Annotated in this window: 15 protein-coding genes; 7 read left to right on the top strand and 8 right to left on the bottom strand. The window is 46.8% G+C overall.

The window, feature by feature from the left end; genetic code table 11:
* Positions 1-254: 254 nt before the first annotated feature.
* Positions 255-2,348 (bottom strand): AsmA family protein, encoded by a 2,094-nt coding sequence (locus HMPREF2608_RS07990; protein WP_070826556.1) that lies wholly within the window; start codon positions 2,346-2,348, stop codon positions 255-257.
* 178 nt (positions 2,349-2,526) lie between these two features.
* The gene (gene rpsO / locus HMPREF2608_RS07985; protein ID WP_003679932.1) at positions 2,527-2,796 is read right to left on the bottom strand and encodes a 30S ribosomal protein S15; all 270 of its coding nucleotides are present in this window, start codon (positions 2,794-2,796) and stop codon (positions 2,527-2,529) included.
* Here rpsO and HMPREF2608_RS07980 point away from each other — a divergent pair.
* A complete protein-coding gene (locus HMPREF2608_RS07980) occupies positions 2,795-3,004 on the top strand; it encodes a hypothetical protein (RefSeq protein WP_039861972.1) in 210 nt (69 codons plus the stop codon). The genes rpsO and HMPREF2608_RS07980 overlap by 2 nt on opposite strands.
* A gap of 3 nt (positions 3,005-3,007) precedes the next feature.
* Here HMPREF2608_RS07980 and HMPREF2608_RS07975 read toward each other — a convergent pair whose 3' ends face one another.
* Both HMPREF2608_RS07975 and nirK read right to left on the bottom strand, forming a co-directional pair.
* Positions 3,008-3,763 carry a formylglycine-generating enzyme family protein gene (locus HMPREF2608_RS07975; RefSeq protein ID WP_004519388.1) on the bottom strand — a complete coding sequence of 252 codons (756 nt, stop codon included), beginning with the start codon at positions 3,761-3,763 and terminating at the stop codon, positions 3,008-3,010.
* A 172-nt stretch (positions 3,764-3,935) separates the two neighbouring features.
* Positions 3,936-5,102 carry a copper-containing nitrite reductase gene (nirK, locus tag HMPREF2608_RS07970; RefSeq protein ID WP_070826555.1) on the bottom strand — a complete coding sequence of 389 codons (1,167 nt, stop codon included), beginning with the start codon at positions 5,100-5,102 and terminating at the stop codon, positions 3,936-3,938.
* Between the two features lie 399 nt (positions 5,103-5,501).
* Here nirK and HMPREF2608_RS07965 point away from each other — a divergent pair, with 399 nt between their 5' ends.
* From HMPREF2608_RS07965 to HMPREF2608_RS07955, 3 genes are all read left to right on the top strand, one after another.
* Positions 5,502-7,757, top strand: a complete 2,256-nt coding sequence (locus HMPREF2608_RS07965) for a nitric-oxide reductase large subunit (RefSeq protein WP_070826554.1) — start codon at positions 5,502-5,504, stop codon at positions 7,755-7,757.
* Positions 7,758-7,852: 95 nt separating this feature from the next.
* The gene (prmB, locus tag HMPREF2608_RS07960; RefSeq protein WP_070826553.1) at positions 7,853-8,752 is read left to right on the top strand and encodes a 50S ribosomal protein L3 N(5)-glutamine methyltransferase; all 900 of its coding nucleotides are present in this window, start codon (positions 7,853-7,855) and stop codon (positions 8,750-8,752) included.
* Between the two features lie 225 nt (positions 8,753-8,977).
* A complete protein-coding gene (locus tag HMPREF2608_RS07955; protein ID WP_070826552.1) occupies positions 8,978-9,715 on the top strand; it encodes a toxin-antitoxin system YwqK family antitoxin in 738 nt (245 codons plus the stop codon).
* A gap of 49 nt (positions 9,716-9,764) precedes the next feature.
* Here HMPREF2608_RS07955 and HMPREF2608_RS07950 read toward each other — a convergent pair whose 3' ends face one another.
* Positions 9,765-10,325 (bottom strand): adenine phosphoribosyltransferase, encoded by a 561-nt coding sequence (locus tag HMPREF2608_RS07950; protein ID WP_003745823.1) that lies wholly within the window; start codon positions 10,323-10,325, stop codon positions 9,765-9,767.
* Between the two features lie 168 nt (positions 10,326-10,493).
* On the opposite strand from HMPREF2608_RS07950, the gene gmk reads away from it, so the two are divergent.
* The 3 genes from gmk to HMPREF2608_RS07935 all read left to right on the top strand — a co-directional run bounded on the left by gmk (position 10,494) and on the right by HMPREF2608_RS07935 (position 13,631).
* On the top strand, positions 10,494-11,111 hold the full coding sequence (gene gmk, locus HMPREF2608_RS07945; RefSeq protein ID WP_070826551.1) for a guanylate kinase: 618 nt from the start codon (positions 10,494-10,496) through the stop codon (positions 11,109-11,111).
* A gap of 52 nt (positions 11,112-11,163) precedes the next feature.
* A complete protein-coding gene (gene rpoZ / locus HMPREF2608_RS07940; RefSeq protein WP_003682294.1) occupies positions 11,164-11,370 on the top strand; it encodes a DNA-directed RNA polymerase subunit omega in 207 nt (68 codons plus the stop codon).
* A gap of 104 nt (positions 11,371-11,474) precedes the next feature.
* Entirely contained in the window at positions 11,475-13,631 is a 2,157-nt protein-coding gene (locus tag HMPREF2608_RS07935) for a RelA/SpoT family protein (protein ID WP_070826550.1), read from the top strand.
* Positions 13,632-13,748: 117 nt separating this feature from the next.
* Here the strand turns inward: HMPREF2608_RS07935 and HMPREF2608_RS11495 are convergent, their stop codons facing one another.
* The 3 genes from HMPREF2608_RS11495 to HMPREF2608_RS07925 all read right to left on the bottom strand — a co-directional run bounded on the left by HMPREF2608_RS11495 (position 13,749) and on the right by HMPREF2608_RS07925 (position 15,258).
* A complete protein-coding gene (locus HMPREF2608_RS11495; protein WP_049344044.1) occupies positions 13,749-13,910 on the bottom strand; it encodes a hypothetical protein in 162 nt (53 codons plus the stop codon).
* Between the two features lie 75 nt (positions 13,911-13,985).
* Positions 13,986-14,444 (bottom strand): recombination regulator RecX, encoded by a 459-nt coding sequence (gene recX / locus HMPREF2608_RS07930; RefSeq protein WP_070826549.1) that lies wholly within the window; start codon positions 14,442-14,444, stop codon positions 13,986-13,988.
* A gap of 100 nt (positions 14,445-14,544) precedes the next feature.
* A complete protein-coding gene (locus HMPREF2608_RS07925; RefSeq protein WP_070826548.1) occupies positions 14,545-15,258 on the bottom strand; it encodes a phosphoglycolate phosphatase in 714 nt (237 codons plus the stop codon).
* Between the last annotated feature and the right edge of the window lie 28 nt (positions 15,259-15,286).

Genomic DNA, 15,286 nt, shown 5'->3' with positions numbered 1-15,286 from the left:
TGGAATTTATACTTCAAATCGTGATAGAAATGATTGGGGCGATGTTTGAGGGTATGATAGAAATATTGAGGCTCGATTGGAGAAAAAGAAAACTCTCCAAAAAGGGCTTGATAATGTTGACTATATGGTTTGCCATCATTGTTGCACTGATTATTTATATGGTCATTCCTAAGTAAACATCTTATTCTGACAATGTATCTGTTAAAAGGCCGTCTGAAACTTTGTGGGTTCCAGACGGCCTTTGATTTAAAAATTTAGCGCGGTTTGAGCCACTTCCATTGTTCTTGTATGGTTTCTTGCAGGGCTTTTTGTTTTTCTGCAGGCGTGTTCATGCCATTGGTCAAGCGGCTGTAATCAAGGGTAATGGAAGGGTTTTGTACGGTTCCGCCGATTTTTAGGGGAATCGGTTTGTTTTTAGGTTGCAGTACGTTGCTGATAAGCAGGTTTTCCGATAGCTTTTGGGTATTCAAATCGGTATAGCCGCTGCTGACAACGTGCAGGCTGTCGGAAAACAGTTCGGTGTTGATATGATGGCTGATGCCTTTCTCGATTTCGCTATTGAGGGTGAAATGATGGAAAGGGGTTTTAAGGTTGCTGTTGTCGATTTTTTCCGAAGAGATGCCGTTTTTCAGAATGCTGTCCATATCAATACCGTGCCATGCACCGTTGGTAATATCGAGGAGTAGGCTGCCGTTTAGGGCTTGTATCATTTGGGCGCGGTCGTTACCGGTGGTTTTAATGTCGATAACGGCGTCGCCGCTGCCGCTGAAGCTGTGGAAACCGAACAGGTCTTGTAGTAACGGCTGAATTTGTATGCCTTTTGCGTTTTGCTGAAGGTGGTAGGAGGCAGGTTGGGTTGCTGCAATACTCAGGCCGCCCTCGGTTTTTCCGCCATAAAGCCCGGCTTTGAAACGGTGCAGGGCGATATGTTCTTTATCGGCGGTGAGCAGGGATTCGATGTTTTCTAATTGCAGGCCGGCAGTTTGAATGCTGCCGATTTGGAGGTTGGCCTCAATGTCGGGTAACCAGGATTTGGCCAGCAGGGAAGGAAGGTTCAGTGATGGCTGGGTTTTCAGATCTTCCAAGTAAGGGGTCAGATTGAGTTTTTGTAAGGCGATACCGGCGTCAAGGTGCGGACGAGGTTGGGCATCGCGTTGGTATTTAAAGGCCAAGGCAAGGGCTTGTCTGTCAAATGCGCCTTTCAGACGGCCTTCCCATGTATTGAGGCTGAAATTGGCCAGTCCTTCAAGGGTGCTGATAAATCGGGGGCGGGGAAGGCGGTTGATGGTGTCTTGCAGGGTGCTGAGATGCAGTTTGGGTGCATCGATGCCTTTGCCTTTTTGCCAAACCAATGGGCTGGAAAAGGTAAAGTTGGTTTGGAGGCGGTCGTCTTTATGGCTGCCTTTGAGTTCAAAATTGGCGGCGGTCAAGACGGTTGGATAGAGGTTGGTTTTGTCCAGTTTGAATGAGCCGTCCCATTGGTTGTTTTCACTGCCGGCGGTCAATGCGCCGTTGAGTGTGTTGAGGTGCAAATAGCCGTTTTTGAATTGCAAGAGGGGAGAACGTGCGTTGATATGCAAGTTTTGATAGTCGCTTTCGGCTTGCAGATTGAAGTCGCGCAAAAGGGCGGTTTGATTTTGCCAATTAAGGCTGCCTGCGATTTGGGCATCCAGCTTGTTTTTGAGTAATACGGTTTGTAGGTTCAGCTTAAGGGCGGGAACACTCCAACCGGCATTGTTGGGTACCAGATAGCCTGCGCCCTGCCAACTGATGGGGTTACCGATATTTTGCAGTGTGCCGCTGATGTCGAAGGGACGGCCGTCTGAATCGGCTCTGCGTAGGGAAAATTGCAGATCGTTTAAGGCAACATCTTGCTCTTTATTGTGATAGCGGATGCTGCCGCTATTGATGATGACGCGGTTGAGCTGGAAGCTTTCTTTTGATGCATGGTTTTGTTGCAGGCAGGCAGGCAGGTGGTTTTTTGGGCCCAGCGTCAGCGACGGATTGGAAAGAATCCATTTTTCAAGAATGGGGGCGTCTGACCATAGGCTGCTCCAACCAAAGCCCATTTCGGACTCAGCGATGTTCAGCGTCGGCGTGTCAGGTTCGGAAGAGGAAAGGCTGAGGTCTTTTAAAATCAGCGTAGGGCGCGGTAGCCATTTTCTGCTGATATTGGCGTTGTATTTGACTTGGCAGCCATGGGCAGAAAAGTTTTTCTGTATGAATGCGTCGATGTTTTCTGTATTGAATATGCGGAACATTAAGGCACTCAATACCGCCGCGAGGCATAAAAGCACGGCAATGCTGAAAACCAGGGATTTCAGCCAAAATTTTCCTGAGTGCAACATGGAATGAACAGACAATTCAGATTCTCGCTTTGATGGGAGCTTTAAGGAGTGATTGGAAGTTTAAGCCTTGCTGCTTAAGCGTGTGGAAGTATAACACAGAGCGTGGGCCTGTGTTTCAGACGGCATCGGTATGTTAATAAAAAACACCGCCCGAAGGCGGTGTTGATTTAAGCATAAATTATTTACGCAGACCCAGGCGGGTAATCAGTGTACGGTAAGTATCAGGCTGAGTACGACGCAGGTAAGACAATAGGCGACGACGTTGGCTAACCATTTTCAACAGGCCGCGACGGCTGTGGTGGTCTTTAGGGTTGGCTTTGAAGTGAGGAGTCAGGTCGTTGATGCGGAAAGTCAACAGAGCGACTTGTACTTCAGAAGAGCCGGTATCGCCTTCTTTGCGTTGGAAATCTTTAACAATTTGTGCTTTTTGTTCTACGGTCAATGCCATGATGGATAACTCCGAAAATAAAAGAACCTTTTCAGGTTCGGACAAGTTTGCCAAGCCAAACGACCTAAGCAAACTCCTAAGTGCCTTTTTAGAAAGACGGGCGGATTATGCCACAATTTGTCTTTGTGCGCCATATCTTTTCAGACGGCCAAAAAAAGCGGCGATACCTTTCAGTACCGCCAAAGCTGCTTTGGTGATAAAAAACTAAACTTTATTTGCTCGCACAGCGGAAGCCCAAGTTATTTAAAACATATTTGGACTGTAGGCTGGTGCGGATGCCGTAGCGTAAGAATGCCGCATAGTTGGACGGGTCGCTTGAGCCTACGGATGCGCCGCTACAGAACATTTGTGTGTTGGACGAGCCGGCAGAGAGTTGGCTGCTGTTGAAGTCTTCAGTCCATTCCCAAATCAGGCCGTGCATATCGTATACGCCCCAGTAGTTGGGTTTGTTTTTACCGATGTCGTGCAGGCCGTTTCGGCCGCCGTCTGCATACCAATCCAAGATGGTGCGGTTGTAGCCGGGTTCGGCAGAGCCATCTTTTTGAGTGGTAGAAGCCAAGCCTGCAAATTCCCACTCGTCAATAGTCGGCAGGCGTTTGCCTTTGGAAACGCAGTAGGCATTGGCGGCAAACCATGAAACATTAGTTACCGGATGTTTGAGTTCGCTGGCTTTAGGCGCATAACTGTTGCTGCCGTTTTTTACCCAATGTTTCAGGTAAGCTTTTTCAGCTTGTTTAGAGCTGATTTTGTCTTTTTGCCATTGTGGATGTGTTTTCAAAAATTCGGCGAATTCGGCATTGGTTACAGGATATTTATCAAGTTGGAAGGGCTTGACTTTAATAAGGGAAGTCTCTTTTTTAAGATAGAGAGGGCGATAGCTGCCTCCTTCGATTTTTACCATTTCGGCTGCAAATGTATTGCCGCAGATTAAGGCACTGCCTAAGAGGAGGAGTCGTATGAGTTTCATGGTACGCCCTTATTATCGATTGAAACAGAAAATTTATTTTTAAGATAGCCTAATCATAACAAGGCCGTCTGAAAAATCAATCTGTCTGATTGAATAGGAAGATTAATTGTGATGGAAGCCACTGCGACTCTAAGAGAAGAGTAGCAGTGGCTTGGCGTATTAAACCGAGGGATTATTTAGCGGCTTCAGAAGCAGCAGGTGCGGCAGACGCAGTGGCTGGGGCAGAAGCAGCAGCACCGGCAGGGTGGTAAACGGTGTCGCTCAGTTTTTTGGTCATGATTTCAGGGTTTTCATCACCTTCAACTTTCAATTGACCCAAAGCACCTTTGTTGAACGCACGGAAGATAGAGTGGTCAACCAAAGTGTAGCTGCCTGGAATGTCGACTTTGAATTCAACGATAGCGGCACCACCGGCAGGAACAATTGTACTTTGTACGTTTTCGTTAATCAGTTTACCACCTTCAACATATACTTTGTCGAAGATTTCGCCGATAACGTGGAAAGAAGATACCAAGTTAGGACCACCGTTACCAACGTACATACGAACAGTTTCACCAGCTTTAGCTTTCAGAGCGTTATCACCGGCGATAGAGCCTACGTGACCGTTGAATACGACGTATTCAGGTTGTTCGGCAATTGCTTTATCCATATCGAAAGGTTGCAGGCCTTGAGCGCCTTTTTTACCTTTAGTATAGAAGTCGCCTTGTACGATGTAGAACTCTTTATCTACTTTAGGCAGGCCTTCTTTAGGTTCAACCAAGATCAAACCGTACATACCGTTGGCGATGTGCATACCTACAGGAGCAACGGCACAGTGGTAGATGTACAAACCGGCTTGCAGTGCTTTAAAGCTGAAAGTAGAAGTGTGGCCTGGGGCAGTGAAGGAAGCTTCTGCACCACCGCCTTGACCGGTAGCAGCGTGGAAGTCAACGTTGTGAGGAACGGTAGAAGAAGGATTGTTAGAGAATTCAACTTCAACAGTATCGCCTTCGCGTACACGGATCATTTGACCTGGAACGTCGCCGTTGAATGTCCAGTAGTGGTACTCAACACCGTCTTCCATGGTCATGGTTTTTTCAACGGTTTCCATTTTAACGCGTACTTTAGCCGGATGGTCGCGATCAGTTGGAGGTGGAACTTCCGGAGCGTGAGTCATGATAGCATCGATTACAGGCAGTTCTGAAGAAGGAGTCTCTGCAGCAGCTTGTGAGTCGGAAGCAGCAGGAGCCTCAGCAGAAGCGGTAGCAGCTGGAGTTTCAGCAGGTTTAGCAGCTTGCTCGCCGCATGCGGCCAATGCAAATACAGAAGCGATAAGTGCGGCTAAGGTTTGGCGTTTCATGTTTAAAGTTTCCTTATAGTAAGAAAAGTTAAGAATCCTGATAGGATGGTTTGAAGTTTTGTATGATTATGTAGGTGCTTGTTTGGTCTTATTTTGATGTAAATCAAATTGTTCAGGGAATATGAATCTTTTAATCCCTAAATACTCCTTTAGAAGTATAAAAAAATACATCGAAAAGTTTAATTTTGTGTGAAAATGTTAGCGGAAACTTAACACAAAATACGATAAAGGAGGGTTTGTACAGGAAAATGGGAATCAATATCATATAAGTTAATGGTTTTAAAGGAATATTATTGACAAAATATTTCTTTACTTTTAAAACCGTGATACAATCTTTAACATTCATATTTGATGAATTAATACCCAACCACTTTTTACCAAAATCAAGGAGTACTCAAAATGGGACAGTACAAGAAGCTTTGGTACTTGCTGTTTGCCGTACTGGCAGTATGCTTTACCATTCTTGGTTATATGGGTAGCGAGGTCTATAAAAAGGCTCCGCCATACCCTGAACAAGTCGTTTCTGCATCCGGCAAAGTCCTGATGACCAAAGACGATATTTTGGCAGGTCAATCTGCATGGCAAACTACCGGCGGTATGGAAGTTGGCTCTGTATTGGGTCACGGTGCATACCAAGCTCCGGACTGGACTGCCGACTGGCTGCATCGCGAGCTGGTTGCATGGTTGGATCTGACTGCGCAAGAAACTTACGGCAAAAAATTTGACGAAGTTTCTCCTGAGGAACAAGCTGTTCTGAAAACCCGTTTGGCTAACGAATACCGCAACCAAAGCCGTATTAAGGAAGACGGTTCTGTCGTTATCAGCGATACCCGCGTGAAAGCGATCGAAAGTATTCTGCCTTACTATCACGGCGTGTACAGCGACGATCCTAAGTTCCAAACCACTCGCGAACACTTTGCAATGAAAAACAACACATTGCCAAGCCAAGAAGCGCGTGAAAAACTGTTCAACTTCTTCTTCTGGACTTCTTGGTCTGCTTCGGCCAACCGTCCTGACGAGAACTTCACTTACACTAACAACTGGCCGCACGAGCCTTTGATCAACAACGTACCGACTACTGAAAACTACATGTGGTCTTTCACCAGCGTGGTATTGTTGCTGATGGGTATCGGCTTGCTGATGTGGGGTTACTCTTTCTTGACCAAACATGAAGAGGTTGAAGTACCTACTGAAGATCCTATCTCTAAAGTACAACTGACTCCTTCTCAAAAAGCGTTGGGCAAATATGTATTCCTGACTGTTGCGCTGTTTGTCGTACAAGTACTGTTGGGTGGTTTGACCGCTCACTATACTGTCGAAGGTCAAGGCTTCTACGGTATCGATACCGCACTGGGCTTTGAAATGGCCGACTGGTTCCCATATGCGCTGACCCGTACTTGGCACATCCAATCCGCTATTTTCTGGATTGCAACCGGCTTCCTGACAGCAGGTCTGTTCTTGGCTCCGATTGTGAACGGCGGTAAAGATCCTAAATTCCAACGTGCCGGTGTGAACTTCCTGTACATCGCCCTGTTCATCGTAGTCGGCGGTTCTTACGCAGGTAACTTCTTTGCTTTGACTCACATCATTCCGCCTGAGCTGAACTTCTGGTTCGGTCACCAAGGTTACGAATACTTGGATTTGGGTCGCTTCTGGCAACTTCTGCTGATGGTCGGCTTGCTGTTGTGGCTGTTCTTGATGTTGCGTTGCACCATTTCTGCCTTTAAAGAAAAAGGTACAGACAAAAACCTGTTGGCTATCTTTGTAGCTTCTATGGTTGGTGTGGGTGTGTTCTACGCTCCTGGCCTGTTCTACGGTGAGAAATCTCCAATCGCTGTGATGGAATACTGGCGTTGGTGGGTGGTTCACCTGTGGGTAGAAGGCTTCTTCGAAGTGTTCGCTACTGCTGCCTTCGCATTCATCTTCTACAACATGGGCTTTGTTCGCCGTAGTACTGCTACTGCTTCTACTCTGGCCGCTGCTGCAATCTTCATGTTGGGTGGTATTCCAGGTACATTGCACCACTTGTACTTCTCTGGCTCTACCTCTGCCTCTATGGCAATCGGTGCATGTTTCTCTGCTTTGGAAGTTGTACCTTTGATTCTGCTGGGTCGTGAAGCTTACGAACACTGGTCTTACCAACACCTGTCCGACTGGGCGAAACGTCTGCGTTGGCCTCTGATGTGCTTCGTAGCAGTTGCCTTCTGGAACATGATCGGTGCCGGCGTATTCGGCTTCCTGATTAACCCGCCGATTTCCCTGTTCTACATCCAAGGTCTGAACACTACTGCAGTTCACGCTCACGCGGCTCTGTTCGGTGTGTACGGTTTCTTGGCTCTGGGCTTTGTATTGCTGGTTGCACGTTACCTGAAACCTAATGTTCAATTTGACGACAAACTGATGACTTGGGGCTTCTGGCTGCTGAACGGCGGTCTGGTCGGTATGATTGCCATCAGCCTGTTGCCGGTCGGCGTGATTCAAGCTTACGCTTCTATCACTCATGGTCTGTGGTATGCACGTAGTGAAGAATTCCTGCAAATGGAAATTCTGGATACCCTGCGTTGGGTTCGTACTGCTGCTGACTTGATCTTTATCGGTGGTGCTGTCTGCGTTGCTATCCAAGCTACCAAAATCGTATTCAGCCGCGATAAATAATCTTAAGCTGAATTAAATCGAAGGCCGTCTGAAAAGTTTTCAGACGGCCTTTCTGTTATAATTTCAACATTCTTAAATTGACAAGACAAAACATTATGTTCAATCAAGCTGCTCAAGAGCTGACCACTGTTCGCGATTTGCTGCGTTTCGCCGTCAGCCGTTTTAACGATGCCGGACTGTTTTTCGGACACGGAAGCGATAATGCCCATGACGAGGCAGCCTATCTGATTTTGCACACTTTGAATCTGCCTTTGGATACGTTGGAACCTTATTTGGATGCTAAATTGTTGCAAAGTGAGAAGGAAGAGGTGTTGTCCATTCTCGAACGCCGCGCAGTGGAGTATATTCCTGCCGCGTATCTGACGCATCAGGCATGGCAGGGCGAGTTTGATTTTTATGTTGATGAGCGCGTTATCGTGCCTCGTTCTTTCATTTACGAATTGCTGGGCGACGATATCCGTCCTTGGATTGAACATGATGAGTTGGTGCATCGAGCTTTGGATTTGTGTACCGGTAGCGGCTGTTTGGCCATTCAAATGGCGCACCACTATCCTGATGCACAAATCGATGCCGTTGATTTAAGCTTGGATGCGCTGGAAGTAGCCGCCATCAATATTGAAGATTATGGTTTGGAAGACCGCATCAGCTTGGTGCATACCGATTTATTCGAAGGTTTGGATGAAACCTACGACTTAATTGTTTCCAATCCGCCTTATGTCGACGCGGAATCAGTGGAAGCGTTGCCTGATGAATACCTGCACGAGCCGGAATTGGCTTTGGGTAGTGGCGAAGATGGTTTGGACGCTACACGTCAAATCATTCTGCAAGCGGCGAAATATTTGAATCCAAAAGGTGTATTGCTGGTTGAAATCGGTCACAATCGTGAAGTATTGGAAGCGGCTTATCCCGAATTACCGTTTACTTGGTTGGAAACCAGCGGTGGCGATGGGTTTGTATTCTTGTTGACCCGTGAGCAATTGTTGGGTGAAGAATAAATTGTTTTAATGTAATTGAAATAGAGGCCGTCTGAAAAAAATTCAGACGGCCTCTATTTTGTAATGTCTTTAATGTTTTAAGAAAATACAAACGCCTATGATATGTCGGCTGTGAAATCCAAGCAGGGTTTGAAACTATGGCTTATAATATTTGTCATAGATTTAAATGCCGGTAGATTTTTATTACTGACTTTTTGTAGAACATATACTGCCAAACCCAATATTATGAATAATTGTTTAAAATCAGGCCTGTTGGCTGCTGTTTTATTCAGTACGCCCGTTGTCGCTTTTGCCCAGCAATATACCGTTTATTTCAATCAAAACGGTAAACTGACGGCAACCATGCCTTCGGTTGCTTATGTCCGCCAATACAAAATTGCGGCAGGCAAGGCGCAGGTTCAGGATTTTTACTATCCATCAATGAAAAAATATTCTGATCCGTACGAGATACCTGCTGGTCAGATTAAGGTTTTTGTGCCGGCTCTGGATAATGGCACGCTGACCCTGTGGCATTTTAACGGGCAGAAAAAGATGGTTGGCAGCTATCGCAACGGTAAGCCGCACGGTGAGTGGATTAACTGGTATCCAAACGGCAAAAAATCTGCGGTGATGCCCTATCAAAATGGACTGAGTGAGGGTGTGGGTTCCCGCTATTACCGAAACGGTGTGAAAGAAAGCGAAATTCAATTTAAGCACGATAAAGCCAATGGCTATTGGAAGCAATGGTATTCAGACGGCAGCCCGAAAACCGAAATGATGATGAGCAATGACAAACCGACGGAAATTATCAGTTGGGATGAAAATGGCCGCGTTGTGTCTGAATTGAGCATTCGCAACGGCAAACGCAGCGGCATCATTTTGGACTGGTATGATGATGGTGCGAAGAAATCCGAGTTGGTTTATAAAGACGACCAGTTGGTGAAAAAAACCTTTTGGGATACAGACGGATACGTTCTCGAATAATTTTAACAATAAAAAACCGCAGGCTGATCGGCTTGCGGTTTTTTGTGTGTTACATACAGCCTTTGTTTTGGCACAGGGTAAATAACGGCGCGCCGCTTTCGCGGATTTTTTTGCCGCCGTCCAAATCGGTAAACTCCAAAATAGCAGCTGTTTCGATTACTTCGCCGCCCAGTTTGCGGATCAGCTCGACGCCTGCCAGCATGGTGCCGCCGGTCGCCACCAAATCATCTACCAACAAAACGCGTGCGCCCGGTTTGATGGCATCGGTATGGATTTCTACCGTTGCTTCGCCATATTCCAAAGCATAACTTTGAGAAACCGTATCAAACGGCAGTTTACCTTTTTTACGAATGGGAACGAAGCCGACATTCAGTTGATAGGCCAAAGCCGCGCCAATGATGAAACCGCGCGCGTCCAAGCCTGCCACAACGTCAACTTTTTGCCCCATATAGCGATAAACCAGCAAATCAACCAGCAGGCGGAAATATTCTGCGCTTTGCAAAACGGGAGTAATGTCATGAAACAAAATCCCTTTTTGCGGCCAGTTTTCAATTTTACGGATTTTGTCCGCCAAAGCTTCTACGCCCATTACTTCAGGATGAATCAACATTTCGATATTCCGAAATCAAAAAGTTTTTAACACGCCATTGTAGCGGTCATATGCAAACTTGCCAAATTAATCGATACAATAGCCAAATTTTGCAACAGGCCGTCTGAAATTCCGAGAAACATTGTGTTGTGTTATAATTTACAGGTACATACCATCGGCTGAATTACCATGCAAAATCACAAAAAAGGCAATATTTTCATCATTTCCGCCGCTTCGGGCACAGGCAAAACGACTTTGGTGTCGCGCCTGTTGAAAAATCATGACGATATCCGTGTTTCCATTTCTCATACTACGCGCCAGCCGCGTGAGGGTGAGGTACATGGTGTGCATTACCACTTTGTTCCCAAAGAAGAATTTGAATCACTGATTGAGCAAAGAGCCTTTTTGGAACACGCCAATGTGTTCGGCAATTATTACGGCACCAGCATCGCCGGCGTGAATTCATTGAGCGAAGAGGGCTATGACGTAATTTTGGAAATCGATGTGCAAGGTGCGGCGCAAGTGCGTAAATCGTTGCCTGAAGCCAGCAGTATTTTTATCCTGCCGCCTTCCTTTGAAGTTTTAGCGCAACGTTTGATCGGCCGTGGTACAGACAGCGAAGAAGTTATTCAAACACGCCTTTCAAAAGCCCGTCATGAGATTGAGCAATCCGTTTTGTTCGATTACGTTGTCGTGAATGACGATTTGGATCGTGCCGAAGCCGATTTATTCCACATTATTAAAGCAGGCCGTCTGAAAAAATCCTCTCAACAGGGATTTATTTCAAACCTGTTGGAAAATTCCTAAAAAACAGCGAAAATAACCGTTTATTTGAAACATAGAAAGAAAGCAAGCAAACATGGCCCGTATTACTACTGAAGACTGCACAGGTAAAATCCCTAACCACTTCGACCTTACCCTCGTTGCCGCCCGTCGCGCACGCCAGCTCGAAAACGGCAACACGCCTTTGGTTGACGACATCCGCAACAACAAACCAACCGTTACCGCCCTGCGTGAAATCGCAGCCGGACAAATCGGAACCGAGCTGCTGACCCGCAACAAATAAACCAACCGGCAAACCGATAAAACCGTCGCGCGGACTGTATCGGTGCGATATCACAACCGATACAGTCTGACGGCTTAAAAATAGCCATAAAAGGCCGTCTGAAAATGCCAGCCCCACTGCCTACCGCCCCCTATGATCCGTTGACAGCAGAAGCGCGCGAGCTTTTGTTTCGCACCGCATCCTATCTCAATACCAATGAGCAGGCCGAGCTTGAAAGAGCCGTTGCCTACGCTTTCCACGCCCATGACGGACAAACCCGTAAAAGCGGCGAACCCTACATCACCCATCCCCTTGCCGTTGCCACGCAGCTTGCGATTTGGCACATGGATGTTCAAGGCCTCTGCGCAGGCGTTATGCACGATGTATTGGAAGATACGGGTGTAACCAAAGTCGAAATGGCGGCAGAATTCGGCAATACCATTGCCGAAATGGTAGACGGCCTTTCCAAGCTGGAAAAACTCAAATTTGAAGATCATGCCGAGCATCAGGCGGAAAGTTTCCGCAAGCTTATCCTCGCCATGACTAAAGACGTGCGCGTCATCGTCGTCAAACTTGCCGACCGATTGCACAATATGCGTACCCTTGGCTCTATGCGTCCGGAAAAACGCCGTCGCATCGCCAAAGAAACCCTCGAAATCTATGCTCAAATCGCCAATCGCATTGGCCTGAACAATGCGTATCAAGAGCTTCAAGACTTATCGTTCCAAAACCTCCACCCAAGACGCTACGAAACCCTGAAAAAAGCCATGGACAACAGCCGCAAAAACCGTCGCGATGTTGTCGGCAAAGTGCTGCGTGCATTCAGTCAGCGTTTGGTGGGTGTCAATATTGAAGCCAAAATCAAAGGCCGCGAGAAAAACTTATACAGCATCCATCAAAAAATGCTGGCTAAAAAACTGCGTTTTGCCGAAGTAATGGATATCTACGGCTTTCGGGTCATTGTAAACAATATTCCTGCCTGTTATGCCGCGTTGGGTGCATTGCATAATTTATACCACCCCAAACCTGGCCGTTTCAAAGACTATATCGCCATTCCGAAAAGTAACGGTTATCAAAGCCTGCACACAACCTTGGTCGGCCCTTACGGTTTGCCGATCGAAGTGCAAATCCGTACGCGTGAAATGGATGCCGTAGCCGAGGGCGGTATTGCCGGCCATTGGATTTATAAATCCGGTGAAAATACTCCGGACCAAGCCGTCCTCCATATGAACCGATGGATGAAAAATATTCTTGACCTGCAAGCCAGCAGCTCAAATGCCATCGAGTTTTTGGAGCATGTCAAAGTCGATTTGTTCCCCAATGAAGTCTATATCGTTACTCCGAAAGGCGATATTTTAACCTTGCCTAAGGGTGCAACGCCGATTGACTTTGCCTATGCTGTGCACACCAACATCGGCCATAAAACCGTTGCCGCGCGTATCAATAACGTCATGATGCCGTTGCGCACCAAGCTGAAAACCGGTGATACGGTAGAAATCATTACTTCCGAACACGCCAAGCCTAATGTGGCATGGTTGAACTTTGCCGTTTCCAGCCGTGCGCGCAGCGCCATCCGTCAATACATTAAAAATCTGAATCGTCACGATGCCGTTGTTTTGGGTGAGAACCTGCTGCAAAAAGCTTTATCCAGCCTGTTGCCTAAAGACATCCTGCTTTCAGACGACCTCAAAGAAAAATACCTTGCCGATTTGAATACCAAACAAACCTCGTTTGAAGAGGTTCTCTACAATGTCGGTATGGGGCATACTTTGCCGGTACACGTTGCCATGCACATTGCCGAGTTGGCAGGCCAACATTTTGGCAGCGAGGTCAAACTCAGCCCGATCAAAGTCAACGATCAGGAAACCGGCCGGATTCATTTTGCCGAATGTTGTCATCCGATTCCCGGCGATGCGATCCGCGCATTATTGGTCAAAGACAAGGGTATGATTATCCACCGTGATACCTGTCAAACTTTGGTCAAAGCTGATCCGGAAGAGCAACTGGATGCGGGTTGGGACAGTTTGCGCAATCAAACGTACCGCACCATCCTCAACGTTAAATCCGAAGATGCGCATGGTTTGTTGGCCTCAATGGCGCAAGCGATTTCCAATTCCGGTGCGGATATCGAATCTGTCGATACGCCAACCAAAGCGCAAGCAGGAACGGAAGGTTTTGTAGAATTTAAATTCACAATTAAAGTCAAAGACTTGGATCAGGTTAATCAGATTATTCATGCAATGCATGCCAATCCGAATATCCGTAAAGTGATTCGAGGATAATCTCGTTATAAGCAAAGGCCGTCTGAAAGTATTTTCAGACGGCCTTTTTGATGTTTACAAATAAAAGCTGTTGGCTTTTTTAAGAGGGTTTATGGCTTTTTTGTAATCGGATTAGGTTTAATTCAACCAAAAACGGAAAACCAAGAAGAAAACCAAGGCCAAAACGCCGGCCCAAACCAGCAACATGAATCCGGCTACTGCCTGACCCAAGCGGTAAACAGGGTTTTTGCGTTCATCTTCGAGTAGGGGATTAGGTGTATCGTGCGGTTTGTCGGACATAATGAAGCTCTGATTGAATTATTGAATAAAAGCGTAAGGGTACGCCGATAGAAGCAAAGATTCAAGTGGGAATGATTATTGATAGGAGTCTTCTTCATTCCACGCCGTTTTTAAGGCCGTCTGAATGGTGTCGGCACCAAAGCCGCGATAGGCAAGGAAACGCGCTTGTTTTTGTTTTTCTTTCAAATCTTGAGCTTCTTGCTTGAATTTTTTACGCAAGACGGAAATGGCGGTTTGCAGCTCGTCCTCCCTATCGGGTAAGAATTCCCGACAGTCGTCTGCATCGATACCTTGTTGCGCCAAGGCTTGCTTGAGGCGGAGCGTGCCGTAACGGTTGCTCTTGCTGTGAATATAGGCTTCTGCGTAACGCTGGTCGGATTGCCAATTTCGTTCGGCAAATTCATCCAAAATCTTTTCCAATTCTTCTTCGCTTTCAGCGTGGGGAGCCAGTTTGCGTTTCAAGCCGACACGGCTGACTTCCTGACGGGAAAGAATATCCAAGGCGCGGGCGCGTAAGGTTTTGGGAGGTTTCATGGGGATATGGAAGGGGCGGGATTTTAACTACATTGAATTACATTTCAGACGGCCTGATTAGGTGAAAGCACCGAAAAGGCCGTCTAAAAATAAAGCCGAATTATTCTTCGTCTTTGTTTTTTTGCGGTTGCAGATTTTCGTAGATTTCAGGCAGCGCGCGAATCAACAAATCAGGTTTAGTCGCTTTGTCTTGGGAGAGCAAGGTCATGTCGCCGTAGCCGAATGTTACGCCGACGCTGAAGCAACCGGCCGCTTTGGCGGCAATAATGTCATTTTTGGAGTCGCCCACCATCAGCATATTGGCAACGTCGATGCCCAAAACTTCGGCCGCATGTTGAAGCGGCAATGGGCTGGGTTTTTTCTCAGTCAGGCTGTCTCCGCCGAGAACCAAGCTGAAATAGCCGTCGAGATTGAGCTGTTTCAGCAACTCAGCAGCCAGAATTTCATTTTTATTGGTAATAACAACCAATGGAATACCCAAGGACTTGAGCAGGCCGAGACCGGCTTCGGTTTCAGGGTAGGGGCGGGTAAAGTCGCTTAAGTGTTCGCGATAATATTTCATAAAGAACACAAAGCCTTTTTCCCAGATTTCAGGATCGGCTTCTTTTTCACGATCATTGCTAATGACGCGATGAATCAACTTGCTGATGCCGTCGCCGACATAACTTTCAACCGTTTGGGTGGGCAAAACAGGTAAACCCAAGTGCGCACACATGGCTTGGGCTGCTGCGGCTAAATCGGGAACGGAATCACATAAGGTACCGTCCAAATCAAAGGCAACGGCTTGAACATGTTCTAAAGCAGCAGTGGTCATTGAGTAGCTTTCTGTCATATTATTTAAG

This window comes from Neisseria sp. HMSC064D07 (assembly GCF_001837185.1).
Classification (GTDB): Bacteria; Pseudomonadota; Gammaproteobacteria; order Burkholderiales; family Neisseriaceae; genus Neisseria; species Neisseria flavescens_C.
This window is presented reverse-complemented; position numbering and strand designations above follow the sequence as displayed.